Source organism: Methanoregula sp. (assembly GCF_028679125.1).
Classification (GTDB): Archaea; Halobacteriota; Methanomicrobia; order Methanomicrobiales; family Methanospirillaceae; genus Methanoregula.
On the sequence record NZ_JAJRCG010000004.1, the window covers coordinates 147,620 to 164,625 of the forward strand.

Sequence of the window (17,006 nt, forward strand, 5' to 3'; positions counted from 1 at the left end):
CTGTTACAACCGGGTTTAAGGAGAGATTCCGCTGACAGACAATACACCGGGTGCACCCCCGGGCGATGAGATCGTCCGGGTGAAGCTGCCCCAGAAACGCAACCGGGAAATGTTCGGCAGTGCTGAACTGATGATGGGAGCAAACCATATCCGCATCCGCTGTTTCGACGGTGTGACAAGGATGGGCCGGATCAAGGGAAAGATCAAGAAAAAAGTCTGGATCCGGGAGGGGGATATCCTCATTGTGATCCCGTGGAACTTCCAGGACGAGAATTGTGATATTATTTACCGGTATACCGGGCCCCAGGTGGAATGGCTCAGACGGAATAATTATCTCTGATTTTCCCACGCAGTTTTCATCGGGTAATTAGCCGCTTTTTTCATTTTACCCTCACCGCACAGTTTCTCCAGGACGACTCCGGATCCAGGCTCCTGAATCGGGATATGCGAAAAAAAAGTATTGTTTATTCAGAGAGATTTGATGAAAACATCGTATTTTTTAATGGCAAGGGTGGCTTTCCGTGAAGAATCGAAGGGAAGGCGATATGTGGAAGTACCGACCTTCTCCATGTTCAGGCTATTAACAAAGTAATTGTTCCATGCTGTGGAATAATCAGCATTAGGGTCCGGGGCATATTCTACAACGACCTCATCACCATCAAGCGGCACATACTGGTAACTGCTCTCCCCCAGCGCCATCTGGACAGTCCCAATCCCTTCCCGTGACATAAAGGTTGTACTGTTGATGGAGATCAGGTTGATGACCATCGTGTTGGAGGTGCTGTCATAGAACCACCGCGGTTCGGCAATCATCACGGATCCCGTGTTCAGGCGCGGCCGCTTTAAAACAGCACCATTCTGGAGTGAGATATCCTCCTGTGCGTTCTCTGACTCATACCGGAGATCGCCCGGGTGGAATTCCTGAACATACACTTCAGAGGTATCTGCGTTGTACAGGGTAATCGTAGAGATTGCCGGGGTACTGCTGGCGTTATATACGCCCAGTGTTCCCCCACCAATTTTCAGGGAGGTCTCTTTGTACGGGACGGTCTTGTACGCAAGGCTTTTGATATCGTTTTGCAGTACGATCATGTTCTTCTCCATGATCTGCTCATCGGCACTCACCTGTTGTTTCATGAGCAGCGGGTAACCATACAGGGTCACCATGCCGATACCCACGATGACCAGCGTCAAGATGAGCATAAACCCGATCGATTCGGATACACCGCACTCCGGTGCATGCCTGTTATGTGAAATCATCGTCAAATCCTCCGGAGTCATAACTGATCCTGTTCACCCCGGCGCCGGATGTGTTTCCGCCTGCCCGTTTGGATGAACCGATTCCTGCGATAGCAATGCTGGTAACAATATTCCCCCTCATGATCGTGACCTTCTGTGCCGAGAGATCTTCAGATATATCCACCACGTACGACTGCCCGGCAACCGCGTCCGGTATATCGAAGTTCGAGGAGAGATTGCCTGTTTCCGGTGCAATGGCATAGGTGTCGACAATTCGGGTGGAGACCCCGTTGCCGATGTCGGTGAATGCCGAGTAGGTGATGGTTTCGGCCGGGCCGACCATGAGGGTGCCGTTCACCAGCAGCATAATAACAACGAGCAAGGCCAGGAGGACACCGGATATCATGATATACTCTATGAGGTTTGCCGCCCCCCGGTCATTACTCTCCCCCGGAATTCTGTCATACCTATGAAGTGGTATAGGTCTCATTGTACGCCGCCACCCCGTTGTTGTAATGAATATCAATATACGTATGTGTCGTGCTTGATTTGGCCGAGAAATCAACCGCCGCGTTCTGGCGGCTTAAGGAAAGGATTTTGATCTCTCTCTGCACCCTCTCTTTTTCCGTAGTGTCAGTAATTGATTCCGACGCTATGATGACCTCCCGCACTCCACGGATATCGTTCTTGGGAAATTCGGACACTGCTTCTGCTGTGGTCTGGCCGACCACCGTGGACTGGTTGATCAGGATTGCAAGGAAGAAGAGGCTGAAGCTCACGATAAAACCCATCAGTACGATCCATTGCGCATCATCGTTCAGTCGCGCCATAAGAGCACCTCCACCAGTGCGGCATGCCGGTCCCCTGTTGTTCCGGGCAGGTTCTTTTCGAGGATCACCCACCGGGAGACATGCACGGCATGCTCGGTGCCGGTGAAGGGACGGGCTGATCGGGCAAAAAGGGTACTGTTGATACTGTCATCCGAACGGACATAGGTCAGGTTTGCCTGGAACTGGATAGTATCCTGTCTCTCACCGGTTGTGGCATTGGCGGTACTGAGGAACATACTGGTGAAACCGTCGGCATTACCACTCTCGATAATCTGCGTGAGGGGACTTTTTCCGGTTGCATTGGGGGCTGTATCCATCATGGTGAGGGCATCTGCACCGATCACCTCCAGCTGCATGTCGCTGATATGTGTGTCGCCAGGGGTGTAGATGGACGTGCTGTTGACCACGAAATAAGCGGTGAGGAGCAGGATCAGCCCGGCAGCCACTCCCTCGATGGTATAGAGCTGGCCGTTCTCGTTCACCATACCGCCACCTCCAGTACGCCATCGTGCAAGGAGGGGGAGGTCAGGTGCGTCGCAGTATAATTGTAATCATAGGGGGAGGTCAGGGTATTATTGAGGAAGGTATCCTCACTCCTCAGACCGAAGGTCAGGTTGATGTAGATTTGAGAATTTGTGTTGATATTTTTGAAGAATCCCGGTTCAAAGACCAGTGTTACGTTGTTCCGGACATCGACCGGCGGGGAGACCGGTGTAGCATTCCCATCCTCGTAGACGAATGCCGCATACTTGGCGGGGGGCGTGAACGGGATGCGGCTGGCCTGTCCTAAGGGGAGATAGGAGAACGTGACTGCAGAGAGATTGTATCCTGATGGAAGGCCGGTTGATTTTGCCGGGACGTTTTTATTAGACCGGGTCTCATCCAGATCAGTAATATTGATCATGATTCGATCGGTGGGTGTGGAGATCCGGTAGGCGGGATCCCTGACTTCCTCGTACAGGAGTCTAGTATTGTTCAGGACAATGGAGAAGTCATGGCGGGAGGCTGTGTCTGTGTTGTTATACTTGAACTCCTTGATCACGGCCTTGTCAATCGTTGCGTTGCTCCCCTGCTTGACCTTGACATCCCTGCGTATGTACCCGTAATTATCCGGAATGGGTTCTCCTACCGACTGTACCTGCTCCTGGCCCTCGTACTTCAGGGAGATATTGAACCTGTACGGGTAATCGCCAAAAATTGCCTTTGCATGGTAATCATCGGGGTACGTGAATGCCGTTGTGCAGAAGAACCGGTCTATCTTGTTCCTGTCAAGGATATTGGGCGTCTCACGGGAGACGGCAAGCCCGAACCGAGCTACATCGACCTTTTCCGACTGGAGCTCCCACGGGAATTTGCCCTGTGGCCCACCAAATGCAACCGTTCCTGCCGCACCCGGGTCCTCGACCAGGATGACGCCGGTCCGGTATGCAACGGCGTCATAATCGATTGTGTTGGCCCGGATTCCCAAAAAGAGCCCCGGTATCATGGTTGCCACCCAGATGAAGGCGAGCATAAAGATGGTGAAGCCTGCCAGGAAATCGATCGACAGGGTGCCCGTATCGCTTGCCATGGGAATTTCTCAATGCTCCTGTCCCGTTGTTGCGTCAAAGGCCAGGGTCCGCTTCCCCAGTCCGTCGGTTACCGTCAGCGTATACGTGCTGCTGGAGAGTTCGAGTTGCACGTCGGTGGCGTTCTGCTGCCGGAAGATGGTCGCGGTGTTTTTGGCAACGAGCTCACCCGGTGTCAGGATCGCGTCCATGGGAATTGCCCCTGTACGGGAAGTTCCTATTCCCCGTGTGACGGTCTCGCCGTATTTGCCGTCATACGTGACGAGCGTTGTTCCGCTCTGTTCCTGTACGATGAATCTCCATTTCTCTGCAGATCCTCGCTCGTCCAGCCCGCTTCCCTGAATAGCGAGGATCCGGAGTTCCTGTGTGGCATTCCCCGAAGTACTGTTGACCACACCCACCCCGGCACGCGAGAGGCGTTCCAGCGTGCTCTCGAAATTAAAGGTATCGTGCGCAGGTGCCCGATCGGATGAGAAACCCACATCGATCGGTGTCGGTGTGGTAATATTCCGGGAGCCGGCACCAGGAGCCGTGCTGCACCCCGCTCCTGCCACGGATCCTAGTATCATGACCGAGATGACCAGTGCCCAGATCCCTGTACGCATGACCACTCCTCATGGGTTATTGGCTGGGAGTGGCATATAAATATTCGGAAACCCATATCCGGCAGATTTTACCGTTCCGGTGAATCATAACGCAAACCTGACGAATGATCAGGCAATACAGGATATTTTGCTATATCCCGACGGGACACGGGGGGAAATGGCATTCCTGGATAAAAAAGATTATGATCCCAAGAATCCCCCAACCAGAATGTTTCGACTGGGATTGGCGGATCCTGCTTCGCGGGTCCTCGCCTCCCCCATCCATCCCCATTATTCCGTCGATTTTGAAATCAAACTGATATTCTTGTGAATTTTAGGATATATACATTTATATACTACAGATAACCATACTTCCCCAACAAGGTATGGTATGATAGTGAAACGGGTACTTCTGGCTGGTCTGGGACTGCTGCTGCTGGTGGGGACAGTTGTTGCCGTGGACCTGTCTGCCTCCACAATATCCAATAGCAACTCATGGCTCATCGCGAACGATGGTACCGCATCAACGGAAAATGTATCGACCATTACGGTTCAGGTTCTCGATGGGCTATCACCGGTGAGCGGTGCCACGGTGGGTTTCTCGCTCTCAAGTCCTCCGCTCGGGGCGCTGTCCTCGTCGTCCGCCACCACAGGATCGGACGGGCTTGCTGTAACGAAATTCACCACGGGTGCAGCCAGCGGCGATGTAACGATCACTGCCGAGCTCTCGTATAATGACGGGAGCACTACTTATACCCGGACGCTTATGACCGTCCAGCAGATCGATCACGGAACGCCGCATATCGCCAATTATGAGTACCCCTCGCAGGGAACCGTCGGGAGCATTGTCCATCTCAATATCACCTACTCAGACCGCTACACCACGGTTACGGGCACCGAGCTGGGCAACCGTATTGACAACCGGAACACCTCGGATCCCCATACCGTCATGCTCACCGGCCTGGGAACCAATGGTTCCGGTTTCTGGAACGGGGCAGAGTATGTCTCTTCCCTCACCATGGCGCCGGACAACGAAGGAAACGTATCCGTTGATATCCGGCTCTCCAATTCCGCGGGATACAACAACATCGGCGTGACCGGAATGGGCAGTGACCTCGACAAGTGGCCGCTCGAGATTGTTGGGGTGTCGCTGGACGATCCGGTCACGATCACCCGGATCCCACCTGCTCCCACAGAATGGCCGGCGGACGGCCAGCATGTCTTCCACCTGTATTATTCCGTCAGCGATCCCTACGGAAACGGCCTGGACGGGACCGGGATCTGGATCAACTCATCGGTGAACGAATCGTACCTGGCTACCACATCGAACGGGGGAATCGCATATGCACGGTACGGCCCCAAGGATATCTCGGGGACTTACACGATCACGGCCTCCTCGGTGAAGAATACCAGCATCATCTGTACTGATACCGGGACAACCGGGTCCTGCATCCAGACGGTGAAGTATACCAGCATGGAGCCGGTGAACATGATCCTGACCGCTAGCCCCCAGACCATGGTCAGCCTGGATGTGGATGCAGCATCCAAGGCAACGATACAGGCGCGAGTTATCGATGTTGCCGGGAACCCCGTGGAGAACCAGGTCGTCTCCTTCACCAATACCACGGAGAGCTACCCCGGTGCACCCAATGGAAAATACAATATTATGGCCGAATCCTCGATCTCGGCCACAAGTGCCACAACGGACCACAACGGATTTGCAACCATCATATTCACTCCCGGTTCATTCCCGGGTATCGGGGAACCGGGATACAATGCCACGGCAACCGGCAGGAAGACGGTGACTGCCACCTGGACCAACGCGGCCGGCACGATCACCAAGACCGGGACGGTGACGTTCCTCTGGAAGAATTACCCGTACCTGTCGGTCACCACGCAGATGGATAACAGCAGTGTCAATGTCGGGGAACCTATCCGGCTCACGATCACCGTGTCGGGGAACGGTGCAGCACTCCAACCCCGGCCAATTGACGTGGTGCTCGCTCTCGACCGGTCCGGGAGCATGCTGGAGAATGCCACGGCACTGGAGGACAACATGGTTGTTGCGAAGTCTGCTGCAAAAACATTTGCCTCCTGCCTGACCTACGGTAAAGATCGGATCGGGATTGTATCTTTTGGAGATACTACCGATGACAACGGGTGGGCAAATCTGTCCCCGACATATACGTATGACAGCTGGTATCACAGATACGAATGGGACTGGGATAACGTGTATTGGGCATACTACTGGGTCGCACGTGATGGCACAACAAACTATCCGTCATACGAATGCGGATCGAATTGCCCCTCCTCCTCGTCCTCCGGTTATTCCGCTACATCTGCACATCAGCTGTACCTGAACCAGCATTACAACAACGGCCTCAACAAGTACTATGGCTCGAATATGTCGAGTGTTGATCTGGCCTTCGGGTTCAACCCCCTCACCAATGTGAATGACGCGTTGAACGGCATCGTTCCTGCCGGGGGAACGCCGACCCGTGAAGGGATCTATACCGCAGTAAACCAGTTCGATTCATCATCATCCGGCCGGGTTCGGGCAATCATCCTTCAGTCTGATGGAGATTACACATCCGGGCACAATCCCGAGGGTGGATCGGGCAATACAAACCTTGGAACCGGGGTCGGGACTGGCAGTGTCATTACCTATGCAAACACCAGCAAAATCGCCATGTATGTCATCGGCATTGGTGTGGACTCTGCTACGGAGACGAAACTAAAACGTTATGCTGCAAACGATGCCGGTAAATATTACAGCGCATCTGATGTCTCGGAGCTCCCCGAGATCTACAAACAGATTGCCGGGGAATTGAACAAGCAGGCCGGCGGTGCAACGACCCTGAACCTGGAGATGGGAACCCTTACCGTGAACGGGACCGAGCAGAACTCGTTCGATTACCTGAACTATACTGCCATCCCGCTGGGTGGAAGGGGGTTCGGGGAGGGCCGGCCAAGTGACTCCACGTATGTTACCATGTATCATGCCAATCCCGACAATTCCCTTGTCCAATACTACAATTATACCCGGGACGACCGACAGAACTGGACCTCCACGTCACGGAACATGAATTTCAACATCGGGACCATGAAACTCAACGACACGTGGCAGACCTCCATGGTCTTCAACGTGACAAAGAACGGAACCATTGTCCTGTTCGGCCCGGACAGCGGGGCCTCGCTCTCCTTTACGGACTCGTCAACGAATATCACCCAGAGCCTGACCCTGGATGCCCTCACCTTCTCCAGTTACCTGGAGACGGTGGATGTGGGTTTCAAGACCGCGGATCTCTCCCTGGGGAACCTGAAGAATATTACCAACCCGGATCCGTCAATATTGACGATAACGTGGACCACCAGATATAACGGTATTTACACAGCAAAGGAGACAGTCCAGTACCTCAGTTCGGAACCCGGGTCACAACCGGTAACGCTCACGGAATTGGAGTTCTCACCCTCCGCATCGGAGGTAACGAAAACATTCGATATCGATACCAGCACCTGGACGGAGGGGGCCACTTACACCATCAGCGTCTCGGCACTTGCGAGAGATGCGGCGACTCCCCTGCCCCTGACGATGTATCATACTATCCCGGTTTCTTCGGGGAAGACCTTCATCAAACTCGAATAATTTTTCCCGGTTCGTCTGCCAATATGCCGTGCAGATTCCTGTCATTCCCGGGTGAGATGCAGGCTTTTGGATAATTACCGGAAAGAGACACGGTAAATTGGCTGAATAAAAAAGTGACCGGCCGTATCACGGCACGATCTTCGAGATCGGTATCTCGAGGATATCCTCAGCCCCGCACTTCTTCAGTTTCGGGATGAGTTCATTGACCGTGTGCTTCGCAACAACGGTCTGGATGCTGTAATAATCGATCCCGTGGAGCCGGCTCACCGTCGGCGTCTTCATGGCCGGCAGGGTGGCGACAAGGCGCTCCATGGATGCGGTCGGGACGTTCATGGTCAGGAGCACCTTGTGCCGGGCCTCGATGACCCCGAACAGCAGGGTCCTGATCTCCTCGATCTCCCGGCGCTTCTCGGTGTCCGCCCAGCTCGCCCTGTTGGCGATGATGACCGTGTGCGACTCCATGATCTGCCCGATGATCTTGAGCCCGTTCTTGCGGAGCGTTGTCCCGGTCTCGGTCAGGTCAACGACAACGTCCATCAGGTCGGGCACCTTTGCCTCCGAGGCGCCGTACGAGTGGAAGAGCTGGACCGGGACCTTCAGCTGCTCGAAGAACCGCTTTGTCAGTTCCGGGTACTCGGTTGTTACCCGGCTGCCCGGCCGGATCTGGCTGACATTCTCGATGGGCTCGTCGCGGTGCACGGCAACCACGATCTTCACGTTGCCCTCGCCGGTCTTGCTGTACGAGAGGTTGGCCACCTCCACGACATCGGAGCTGGTCTCCTGCACCCAGTCAAGGCCGGAGATGCCGATGTCGAAGTAGCCCTTGTCCACGTAGGTCGGGATCTCCTGCGGGCGGAGGATCTTGATCTTGCCGATACGGCTGTCAGCGATACGGGGATTGTAGTCGCGGTCCGTGCGCTTGACCTCAAGGTCAGCCTCCTTGAACAGCTGGAGGGTCTGCGCCTCAAGGCTGCCCTTCGGGAGTGCGATGGTGATCATACCATACAACGTCGCTGTAAAAAGAGATGAATAGATAGGATTTGTTCCCCTAGTCAAAGGAGTGGATGACGAGTCCGCTCAGCAGTTTGGGCTCGAACCACGTGGACTTCGGCGGCATGATCCCGCCGGCATCTGCAATGGAGAGGACGGTCTCGACCCGGACCGGCTGCATGGCAAACGCGAGCTTGTAGGTCCCGTTGTCCACAAGGTTCTCCAGGTCGGCAACCGGGCGTGCCCCTCCCAGGTACTGGAGCCGTGCATCGCCCCGGGGATCAGTGATCCCGAGCATGTCCTCCAGCACGTGCTTCTGGAGCACGGCAACATCGAGGGTCACGATTGGGTCTGCACCGGCTGCCCGCGGCCGGGTGCATTCGTACCATTTCCCCCCGAGATAGAGGTGGACAACGTGATACTTCGCGGCATCCCTGATCGCGGGCGGGATATTGAAACCTGTTCCATCGACTTTTCCGTACGGCCGGACCGTAAACGACTCCCCGAGTTTTTTCAGGAATGATTCGGGAGTAAATGTGCCGAGATCGGTGAGGAGGCGGCTGTACCCGTGGATCTTCACCCGGTTGTGGGCGAAGATGACCCCCAGGAACCGGCAGATCTCCGGATCCGGCTGTTTTCCCGATGCAAGGATCCGGTCGGCAAGGTTCACCGAGGCCTTTGCCCGGTGGTGGCCGTCAGCGATGTACAGGGCGGGGACTGCTGCAAACCTGCGTTCGATCATATCGAGCATGGCCGGGTCAGCGATCCGGAATATCTGGTGGATGCCTCCCTGTTCCGTGCGCACCTCAGCAACGGGCGGCTTGTTTGCCGCAACCTGGGATTCGATAACCGAGAAGAGATCGTCCACGTCGCGGTAGAGGAGCACGACCGGCCCGTTGTGGGTCCTGACCGCTTCGATGTGCCGGGTCCGGTCCTCCTCCTTGTCATACCGCGTCAGTTCGTGGCGGCGGATGTTGTTCTGCCGGTAGTCATCCACGTCAAGGCAGCAGCAGAGGCCAAGGAAGGTGTCGCCGTCCTGCTGCACGCGGTACAGGTATAATGCCGGCGAGGAATCCTTCTTCAGCAGCCCGTCTTTTTCGAGCGCAAGGAACATCTCCCGGGCCCGCCGGTACACGCGTTCGTCATGGGGGGGAAGATCGGGGAGTTCCGCATCGGACCGGCTCACGCGCAGGAAACTCTTCGGGTTCTTTTTTATGATCGCCCGCGTCTCTTCGGCCGTCACTACATCATACGGCACAGCCGCGATATCCTGGGCCGCCGCCGGTACCGGCCGCACACCTGCAAAACGATAAATCCTCACCATACCCGTCACCCCGCCCGAATCGTACGTTACGTGCTCTCATACTTGTGTGTAATCCCATATATACCGGAGTCTCATCCCTGCAAGCTGCGATTACCTGCGGCTTTCAGGATATCGGTAGAGCATCTTTTTGGAAAAACACTATGTCATCCGGGCTCTTATGGTACCAGCATACCTGCCGGAAGGCAGATGGTGACTGCCCCATGATCCGACCCCACGACATAGCTCTTTACCCGTTGCCCCTGATCCGCCGGGCAATGCCCTCGGATATCGCGGCGATCGTGGAAATAGAGAAGGAGTCGTTCATCGACCCGTGGGAGCAGTCGGTTTTCCTTGAGGCGCTGACCTACTACCCGACCACCTACTTTGTTGCGGTCTGTGACGGGGCCGTGGTGGGTTTTGTCGTGGGCGGCCTTGAGGATACGGGGGAGAACATCTACGGGCACCTCTGCAACCTCGGCGTCAGCCCGCGGTACCGCAGACGGGGAATTGCAAAGCTGCTCGTGAACCGGGTCGAGCACCAGTGCGCCCTTGAGCTTGCCACCGGTGTCCAGCTGGAAGTCCGGGTATCCAATACCGGGGCACAGCGGTTCTACCAGCGTATGGGATACCGCCCGGTGTTTGGTATCGACCAGTATTATGCCAATGGCGAGGACGCCCTGGTCATGATGAAGTGGTTCCGCTTCTGAGCTGCCCCTGTTTTTGATTCCGAAGTCCCGTTACCAGGATCAAATAAAACGGTTTTTCTTTTTCAGGCTGCATATATGAAAGATCACGCCTGAACGAGTGAATGCCGTGTGAAAAAGAACAATGCCTCCCTGAATACTGCCGGCACTGGCAGCGAGGATTCCGTGTTTCCGTTCCCTGATGCCGAGCGCCAGCAGCAGGATCTTCATGAGAGCAAAGCAGCACATCACCGCCCCCATGATCCTCTCCCGCCCCAGGGCGAGTTCGGTCTCAGCCGCGGCATTCAGCCGTGGATGGCCAACCTGATCGCCATCGGCGGCATCATCGGGTCCTGTTATTTTCTCGGGACGGGGTATCTCATCTCCCAGATGGGCCCGAGTGTCATCCTGCTGTATGCCCTTGGCGGCCTGATCATCTGGACCGTGATGCAGTCGTTTGCCGAGCTGCTGGTCAATGTTCCCCGACAGGGAAACTTCATCAGCTATTCCGCGGAGTTCATCTCCCCGACCTGGGCGGTCGGCACCGGCTGGAGTTACTGGTTCAACTGGTGCGCCTACATCCCCTCGGAAGCCGTGGCGGGCGGCATCATCATGCATGTCTTTGTGCCGCAGGTCCCGGTCGTCCTCTGGGCGATCGCGTTCCTGATCATGATCACCCTCCTGAACCTGGTCCACGTAGGGGGGTTTGGCCTGGTGGAGAGTTCGCTCGCTCTTGTCAAGATCGCGCACAACGTCATCTTCTGTGTTGTTGCAGCACTCATTGTCCTTGGTCTCATCGGGTCTGCGGGGTTCATCGGGACGAGCGTGGTCTTCCCTCCCAACACCAGCCTGTACGATGACATCTTCCCCGCGGGTGCATTCATCCTTGTCGCCAACATGGCCCTGATCCTCGTGAACTTCCAGGGCTCGGAGATTGTGGGCCTTGCGGCAGCCGAGACCCAGAACCCCGAGAAGACCGTGCCCAAAGCCTGCCGGCAGGTTGTCCACCGGATCATCCGCGTCGATATCCTGCCCATCCTCCTGCTCATCCTCATCATCCCGTATGCCGATGCGGGTCTGAGCGACAGCGTCTTCTCGACAGCGCTCTCCATGTACGGGTTCCAGGAGGCTGCGGCGGTTCTCTCGTTCATCGTCCTGACGGCAGCGTTCTCCTGCGCCAACAGCGGGTTCTACGGGGCGGTCCGGGCGCTGTACGGCCTCTCCCTTGAAGGGATGGCACCCAGATTCTTCTCGAAACTCAACCGGAACTGCGTGCCGATGGTCGGGACGCTTGTCACGCTTGCCTGCTGCTGGCTCGTCCTCTCCCTCTGGTGGTTCACCAACGGTGAAGGCCAGCTCTATATCTGGCTCCTCTCGGTTTCGGCGTTCACCGGTGCGATCTGCTGGATCTCCATCTGCTGGGCGCAGGTCGTATTCCGGAAACGCATCCACGAGCGGGGATATACGGATGCCGATATCATCGCCCCGGCCCCGCTCTCCCCGTGGATGCCGGTACTGGTCGGTGTTGTGCTGGAAGTAATAGCCCTGATCGTGCTTGCGTTCAACCCGGAGCTTGTCGGGTCGCTCTACCTTTCTGTTCCCGTAGTATTTGTCCCGATGATCATGTACTGGCTTGGCCGGAAGACCGGAAAGATCAAGGGGTTCAAGTACCTCAACCGGAACGAGAAATCGTTTGACGAACTCTTCCCGGACAGGAATGCAAAGCAGTAACCCCCGGTGAGACTTCTCATAAATGATGTGCCGGATATCCGGCACTCTCCGTTTCCCTGTATTTCAGCTGAACAATTTCTTCGTGATTGTCGATGGGCGGGAGGAATGGTCAACATCCGGCCAATCAGTTCGCCGGTTCAATGAATCCCCTCGCAATCAAATCCTGTCGGAAAAAAATGCATCGCGATCCCGATCGCGAGTGAAAACCGGTTCCAGCTCCATCAGAACCCGATGGAATTTTTTTACCGGAACCTGAAAAAAAATTACTGGTCTGCCGGGTATGCAGCGGTCACCGCATAGACCACATGGTTATTGCCTGAGAGCCCCAGATGCCCGTCGACTGCCGTTGCATTGAAACCCGTGAACGGCACACCTGCCATGCCCCGTGATGTCTCCATCAGGAGAATATTCTGGACCACATGGCCCGCTTCGAGGCAGAGGTTCCGGAGCACATCATCGGAAGAGGACATCCGCTCTTTGAATACCGTAGTGTTCCCGCTCACGATGATCGTGACCGGGGCTGACCGGACCTGCTGCTGGCCGATTGCAGAGAGAACCCTGTCCTTGCCCGCCGCATCCAGATGCCGGCTGAGGCTGTTGGTTTCAGGAACGTACGTGTAGACCCCCGGACTCACTCCCGTGACATTGCTGACCGCCACGTACAGGGTGAGCGGGTAGGTGTGCATTGCTGAGGGAGCGGTCCGTTTCCCGGATGCTGTGTCCGTGATACCCTGTGCGCTCCAGAGGATGAGGGAGAGGTTCCCGATGGATATGGATTCATTCAGGTATGCCCGCGAGGAGCGCCGGTGTTCCAGCGCGTAATCGAGGGTGCCGCCCGTAGTGTGATCCGGTGCGGGGAGCGTTACCTGTCCTTCTGTGGGAGCCAGCGTTGCGGAAACAGTGGGCAGGGTCTGGTGCGTGCTGCCTGTGGTAAAGAAGGGTGCTGCAATGAAGATGGCTGCAAGGGCAACCACGATCACGATGACGGCAATTACTGTTTTGCCGGATAAAAACTGCTGCGTCTTATCGGTCATGAGTATCGTTCCTGTACTCTCCCGTCGTTGCCGGAAGCATGGCGGGTCTTACCGTTCAGATATGATAAAAAAGGGTATTGTATCTTCTTATCCGCGCCCGAGCTGCTGGTGGGCGCGGGCAAGGTGCTGGGCAGCAAGGGCACCGATGAGGGAAAGTTCACCGGCAAGGACGCCTGTACCGATGATCTCGCCGAGTTTCTTTGCATTGGTCCCGGGTGGGGTCCCGCTGCCGGCAACACCGAGGAGTTTCAGGCATTCCTGCTGGGTCTCGACGCTGGTTCCCCCGCCGACCGTCCCGACAGGAAGGGAGGGCAGCGTGACGGCAACGTAGGCACCGGTCTCCGTGAGGTCAACGGTCGTGATGCAGGTGCCGCCATCGATCGCGTGCGCCGCATCCTGACCGCAGGCAATGAACATCGCGGCCACGACGTTTGCCGCATGGGCATTGAATCCCATGGAGCCGGCCCGGGCAGAGCCGACGAAGTTCTTGCGGTAGTTCACCTCGGCAAGGGTCTTTGCATCGGTCTTTAAGATCGAGCCGATCTGTTCGTGGGTGAGGGCAACCCCGGCGACAACGCTCCGGCCCCGGCCCATGATACCGTTGATAGCAGCGGGTTTCTTGTCGGTGCACATGTTGCCCGAGAGCGCGACGAGGCGAGCCCCGGTCGCCTGCGCGATCAGGTCGGCAATTTTTGCGCTCGCGATGGTCACCATGTTCATGCCCATCGCGTCCTTGGTATCGAATTCGAGCCGGATAAAGACGCTTGTGCCGGTGACGAAGGTGACAATGCCGGTCAGTTTCCCGTGCGAGGTCGTACTCTCGGCCGCATCCTTCAGTTCGTCGCGGTGTGCGGTCACCCAGTCGCAGACCTGCACAGCATGGACAATGCTGTCGGTTGCAAAGACCGGTGCCCGGGTCATGCCGTCATGGAGGATCCTGACATCTGCCCCACCGGCTTTCGTGATCGCGCTGCACCCGCGGTTGACCGATGCAATAAGCGCGCCCTCGGTGGTGGCGAGCGGGAGCCAGTACTTCCCGCTTGCATATCCCCCGTTGATGAGGACCGGCCCGGCAACGCCGACCGGCACCTGTATCGTGCCGATCATGTTCTCGCAGTTGCGTTTGACCACGCGGTCGACATCGATTGAGAAGATACCGATGTTCTCGAGTTTTGTACCGGTCTCCTGCTCGATGAACCCGCGCCGGACCCGGATCGCGTCTATGGGAGAGAGTTCCTTCTCCAGTTCGTACATTTTCAAGGTGCCGTCTTTGAGTTTTGCCTGAAGAATGGTATCCCCGTTCCTGTCCTGACCCGACTTTGCGCCATTGCCCTGCCCGGTGCGGCGCTCCGCATCATCAGCCATGATTAATGATTAGCACGTATACTGTTATGATAAGCGTGGTCGGTAAGACGGTCGGCCAGTGGGGGATCCGGGTCCCGGCACGGCAGGGGGAGGGAATGCGGCAGGCGCTCATACGGGATGGCGCGCTCGATTCCTCGCTGAAGCTCCTGCGCGAGGGAACCGATCTTATCCTGCCCGTCCTTGAAGAGCGCGAGGGTGCAGCGTGGTTCGGGTTCGAGGCCCACCCGGGCCGTGAACCTCTTCCCCGGCACGAGCTGGTTGGCGGGATTGCCATCATGCAGGAGAACGATCGCGGCGGGGCAGAGTTGTTGCTTGCATCCCGGCCATCGCTCCACACGATCGTATTTGCCGAGGGGGAGGTGCACGGGGAGTACCGCACCCGGGAGTTCACCGTACTTGCCGGAGAGCAGACGACACGGACCACGGTGATCGAGCACGGCCACACGTTTGCCGTGGACCTGGCCGGTGCCTACTTCTCGGCCCGGCTCTCCACCGAGCGCCAGCGTATCCTTGCGCAGGTGCAGGCAGGGGAGGTGGTGCTCGACATGTTCGCCGGTGTCGGCCCGTTTGCGATCACGCTTGCGAAACGGGCGTCCCTGGTTGTGGCATCGGATCTCAACCCGAAAGCGATCAGCCTGATGCTGGAGAACCTGGTACTGAACCGGACAAAGAACGTGCTGCCGCTGCTCGCGGATGCCCGGCACCTTGACCGGGTCCTGCCCTGGAAATTTGACCGGGTGGTGATGAACCTCCCGCTCTCGGGCACGGGGTTTTTGCAGGAAGCGTTCCGGCTCGTAAAGCCTGGCGGAACGATCCACTTCTATTCCCTCGTCTCTGTTGAGGGAGAGCACACCGCCCGGATACAGGAACTCGGCGGCACGGTGCTTGCGGAGCGGGTGGTGCGGTCGTACTCGCCGGCACAGTGGCACGCGGTGTACGATGTGCGGGTGTCGTGATCGTCTCAATTGAGAATCGCCCCTCCCCGATGGATACACCACGGTCTTGTATTTTCATCCATGAAGGTTGATTACCAATGAGATACGATATTTCACCTCATGGTGCACCCGGCAAGAATACTCGTTCTTGGTGCCGGAGCGGTGGGACTTCCGCTGGCAGCTAAGTTGTCCCGGGTTGCGGACGTTGTAGCGGTGACACGGGAGCGATCTGCCCGTGCAATATCCAGCCAGGGACTTGCGATCAGTGGTGCATGGGGTGATGAATCAGACCACTTCACCTGCGTCAGCGAACTGGCCGGGGAAGAGGATTTCGATTATATCCTGATCACATCGAAATCACAGGATACCGCGGGCATCTGCCGGCACTACAAGGACCTGATCGGATCCTGTGATGTCGTAAGTTTCCAGAATGGCATCGGTAATGAGGAGACGATCGCCCGGTATTCCGACCGTGTCATCGGTGGCGTTGTCCTGACCGGATTTGTCCGGGAAGGGGACCGGGAGATTCGCATCACGGCCAATGCAGGACCCATGCAGATCGGCCGGTTCCCGGATGGATGTGATGCCGGCGTCCAGGGTCTTGCGGATATCATGACCCGGGCAGGCATTCCTGTTGAAACCACGGATCGCATCAAAGGGAAGCTCTGGTCAAAGAACCTGATCAACTGTTCATTGAACCCGCTCAGTGCCATCACGGGTGTCACGTACGGGGAACTCAAAGAGCCCTCAAGCTGGCAGATCATCGAACACCTGGTACGGGAGATCTACGCTGTTGTACAAGCGGATGGAATCCACCTCCAGTGGCCCGATCCGGATACCTTTCTCGGGTACCTGCACGGTGCCCTGATCCCCGTGATGGCCCGCCACACGTCGTCCATGCTGCAGGATATCCTGCACGGGCATCCGACCGAGATCGATTTTCTGAATGGTGCTGTTGTCACCTCAGGCAGACAACTCGGGATTGCCACACCCTGCAACGCCGTCATCTCGGACCTGATCCGGTTCCGGGAGTCCATTGCTGCCGGTCCGGTTGAGTCGTCTCACTGAAGCGGTGCACGATACCGCATTTTTATCGCC

The 17,006-nt window shown here is 56.7% G+C and carries 16 protein-coding genes; 6 read left to right on the top strand and 10 right to left on the bottom strand.

Going from position 1 to position 17,006, the window contains the following annotated elements:
* Nucleotides 1-31: 31 nt before the first annotated feature.
* Entirely contained in the window at nucleotides 32-340 is a 309-nt protein-coding gene (gene eif1A, locus LUQ43_RS04765; protein ID WP_363318489.1) for a translation initiation factor eIF-1A, read from the top strand.
* 128 nt (nucleotides 341-468) lie between these two features.
* On the opposite strand, the gene LUQ43_RS04770 is transcribed toward eif1A, so the two are convergent.
* From LUQ43_RS04770 to LUQ43_RS04795, 6 genes are all read right to left on the bottom strand, one after another.
* Entirely contained in the window at nucleotides 469-1,260 is a 792-nt protein-coding gene (locus tag LUQ43_RS04770) for a hypothetical protein (RefSeq protein ID WP_299964503.1), read from the bottom strand.
* Complete coding sequence (locus LUQ43_RS04775) at nucleotides 1,247-1,645, bottom strand: hypothetical protein (RefSeq protein ID WP_299964505.1); 399 nt, start codon at nucleotides 1,643-1,645, stop codon at nucleotides 1,247-1,249. Before LUQ43_RS04775 ends, LUQ43_RS04770 begins: the two co-directional genes overlap by 14 nt.
* Nucleotides 1,646-1,706: 61 nt before the next feature.
* Nucleotides 1,707-2,069: a hypothetical protein gene (locus tag LUQ43_RS04780; RefSeq protein WP_299964507.1), complete on the bottom strand. Its 363-nt coding sequence runs from the start codon at nucleotides 2,067-2,069 to the stop codon at nucleotides 1,707-1,709.
* The gene (locus tag LUQ43_RS04785; protein ID WP_299964510.1) at nucleotides 2,057-2,554 is read right to left on the bottom strand and encodes a hypothetical protein; all 498 of its coding nucleotides are present in this window, start codon (nucleotides 2,552-2,554) and stop codon (nucleotides 2,057-2,059) included. The genes LUQ43_RS04780 and LUQ43_RS04785 overlap by 13 nt, the downstream gene beginning before the upstream one ends.
* A complete protein-coding gene (locus LUQ43_RS04790) occupies nucleotides 2,548-3,639 on the bottom strand; it encodes a hypothetical protein (protein WP_299964512.1) in 1,092 nt (363 codons plus the stop codon). The genes LUQ43_RS04785 and LUQ43_RS04790 overlap by 7 nt, the downstream gene beginning before the upstream one ends.
* 9 nt (nucleotides 3,640-3,648) lie before the next feature.
* Nucleotides 3,649-4,242: a hypothetical protein gene (locus LUQ43_RS04795; RefSeq protein WP_299964514.1), complete on the bottom strand. Its 594-nt coding sequence runs from the start codon at nucleotides 4,240-4,242 to the stop codon at nucleotides 3,649-3,651.
* Between the two features lie 370 nt (nucleotides 4,243-4,612).
* Between LUQ43_RS04795 and LUQ43_RS04800 the strand changes: the two genes are divergently transcribed.
* Nucleotides 4,613-7,867: a VWA domain-containing protein gene (locus LUQ43_RS04800; RefSeq protein WP_299964516.1), complete on the top strand. Its 3,255-nt coding sequence runs from the start codon at nucleotides 4,613-4,615 to the stop codon at nucleotides 7,865-7,867.
* A 126-nt stretch (nucleotides 7,868-7,993) separates the two neighbouring features.
* On the opposite strand, the gene hisG is transcribed toward LUQ43_RS04800, so the two are convergent.
* Nucleotides 7,994-8,866, bottom strand: a complete 873-nt coding sequence (gene hisG, locus LUQ43_RS04805) for an ATP phosphoribosyltransferase (RefSeq protein ID WP_299964518.1) — start codon at nucleotides 8,864-8,866, stop codon at nucleotides 7,994-7,996.
* A gap of 49 nt (nucleotides 8,867-8,915) precedes the next feature.
* Nucleotides 8,916-10,181, bottom strand: coding sequence for a DUF1015 family protein (locus LUQ43_RS04810; protein WP_299964520.1), 1,266 nt, complete (start codon nucleotides 10,179-10,181; stop codon nucleotides 8,916-8,918).
* A 140-nt stretch (nucleotides 10,182-10,321) separates the two neighbouring features.
* On the opposite strand from LUQ43_RS04810, the gene rimI reads away from it, so the two are divergent.
* Both rimI and LUQ43_RS04820 read left to right on the top strand, forming a co-directional pair.
* Nucleotides 10,322-10,867 carry a ribosomal protein S18-alanine N-acetyltransferase gene (rimI, locus tag LUQ43_RS04815; protein ID WP_363318486.1) on the top strand — a complete coding sequence of 182 codons (546 nt, stop codon included), beginning with the start codon at nucleotides 10,322-10,324 and terminating at the stop codon, nucleotides 10,865-10,867.
* A gap of 108 nt (nucleotides 10,868-10,975) precedes the next feature.
* A complete protein-coding gene (locus LUQ43_RS04820) occupies nucleotides 10,976-12,574 on the top strand; it encodes an amino acid permease (RefSeq protein WP_299964522.1) in 1,599 nt (532 codons plus the stop codon).
* Between the two features lie 263 nt (nucleotides 12,575-12,837).
* Here the strand turns inward: LUQ43_RS04820 and LUQ43_RS04825 are convergent, their stop codons facing one another.
* Together LUQ43_RS04825 and hmgA are read right to left on the bottom strand one after the other, a co-directional pair.
* A complete protein-coding gene (locus LUQ43_RS04825) occupies nucleotides 12,838-13,608 on the bottom strand; it encodes a SagB/ThcOx family dehydrogenase (RefSeq protein WP_299964524.1) in 771 nt (256 codons plus the stop codon).
* Nucleotides 13,609-13,695: 87 nt separating this feature from the next.
* Nucleotides 13,696-14,973 carry a hydroxymethylglutaryl-CoA reductase (NADPH) gene (gene hmgA / locus LUQ43_RS04830; protein WP_299964527.1) on the bottom strand — a complete coding sequence of 426 codons (1,278 nt, stop codon included), beginning with the start codon at nucleotides 14,971-14,973 and terminating at the stop codon, nucleotides 13,696-13,698.
* Between the two features lie 26 nt (nucleotides 14,974-14,999).
* On the opposite strand from hmgA, the gene LUQ43_RS04835 reads away from it, so the two are divergent.
* Both LUQ43_RS04835 and LUQ43_RS04840 read left to right on the top strand, forming a co-directional pair.
* Complete coding sequence (locus LUQ43_RS04835) at nucleotides 15,000-15,929, top strand: class I SAM-dependent methyltransferase family protein (protein ID WP_299964529.1); 930 nt, start codon at nucleotides 15,000-15,002, stop codon at nucleotides 15,927-15,929.
* 99 nt (nucleotides 15,930-16,028) lie between these two features.
* Nucleotides 16,029-16,976, top strand: coding sequence for a 2-dehydropantoate 2-reductase (locus LUQ43_RS04840; RefSeq protein WP_299964531.1), 948 nt, complete (start codon nucleotides 16,029-16,031; stop codon nucleotides 16,974-16,976).
* The last annotated feature ends 30 nt before the right edge of the window (nucleotides 16,977-17,006 follow it).

What these genes read in the sequence shown, in the direction of transcription:
- LUQ43_RS04770 (WP_299964503.1), bottom strand. Translation starts at nt 1,260, where the DNA reads ATGATTTCACATAACAGGCATGCACCGGAGTGCGGTGTATCCGAATCG.
- LUQ43_RS04775 (WP_299964505.1), bottom strand. Translation starts at nt 1,645, where the DNA reads ATGATATCCGGTGTCCTCCTGGCCTTGCTCGTTGTTATTATGCTGCTG.
- LUQ43_RS04780 (WP_299964507.1), bottom strand. Translation starts at nt 2,069, where the DNA reads ATGGCGCGACTGAACGATGATGCGCAATGGATCGTACTGATGGGTTTT.
- LUQ43_RS04785 (WP_299964510.1), bottom strand. Translation starts at nt 2,554, where the DNA reads ATGGTGAACGAGAACGGCCAGCTCTATACCATCGAGGGAGTGGCTGCC.
- LUQ43_RS04790 (WP_299964512.1), bottom strand. Translation starts at nt 3,639, where the DNA reads ATGGCAAGCGATACGGGCACCCTGTCGATCGATTTCCTGGCAGGCTTC.
- LUQ43_RS04795 (WP_299964514.1), bottom strand. Translation starts at nt 4,242, where the DNA reads ATGCGTACAGGGATCTGGGCACTGGTCATCTCGGTCATGATACTAGGA.
- LUQ43_RS04800 (WP_299964516.1), top strand. Translation starts at nt 4,613, where the DNA reads ATGATAGTGAAACGGGTACTTCTGGCTGGTCTGGGACTGCTGCTGCTG.
- hisG (WP_299964518.1), bottom strand. Translation starts at nt 8,866, where the DNA reads ATGATCACCATCGCACTCCCGAAGGGCAGCCTTGAGGCGCAGACCCTC.
- LUQ43_RS04810 (WP_299964520.1), bottom strand. Translation starts at nt 10,181, where the DNA reads ATGGTGAGGATTTATCGTTTTGCAGGTGTGCGGCCGGTACCGGCGGCG.
- rimI (WP_363318486.1), top strand. Translation starts at nt 10,322, where the DNA reads ATGTCATCCGGGCTCTTATGGTACCAGCATACCTGCCGGAAGGCAGAT.
- LUQ43_RS04825 (WP_299964524.1), bottom strand. Translation starts at nt 13,608, where the DNA reads ATGACCGATAAGACGCAGCAGTTTTTATCCGGCAAAACAGTAATTGCC.
- hmgA (WP_299964527.1), bottom strand. Translation starts at nt 14,973, where the DNA reads ATGGCTGATGATGCGGAGCGCCGCACCGGGCAGGGCAATGGCGCAAAG.
- LUQ43_RS04835 (WP_299964529.1), top strand. Translation starts at nt 15,000, where the DNA reads ATGATAAGCGTGGTCGGTAAGACGGTCGGCCAGTGGGGGATCCGGGTC.
- LUQ43_RS04840 (WP_299964531.1), top strand. Translation starts at nt 16,029, where the DNA reads ATGGTGCACCCGGCAAGAATACTCGTTCTTGGTGCCGGAGCGGTGGGA.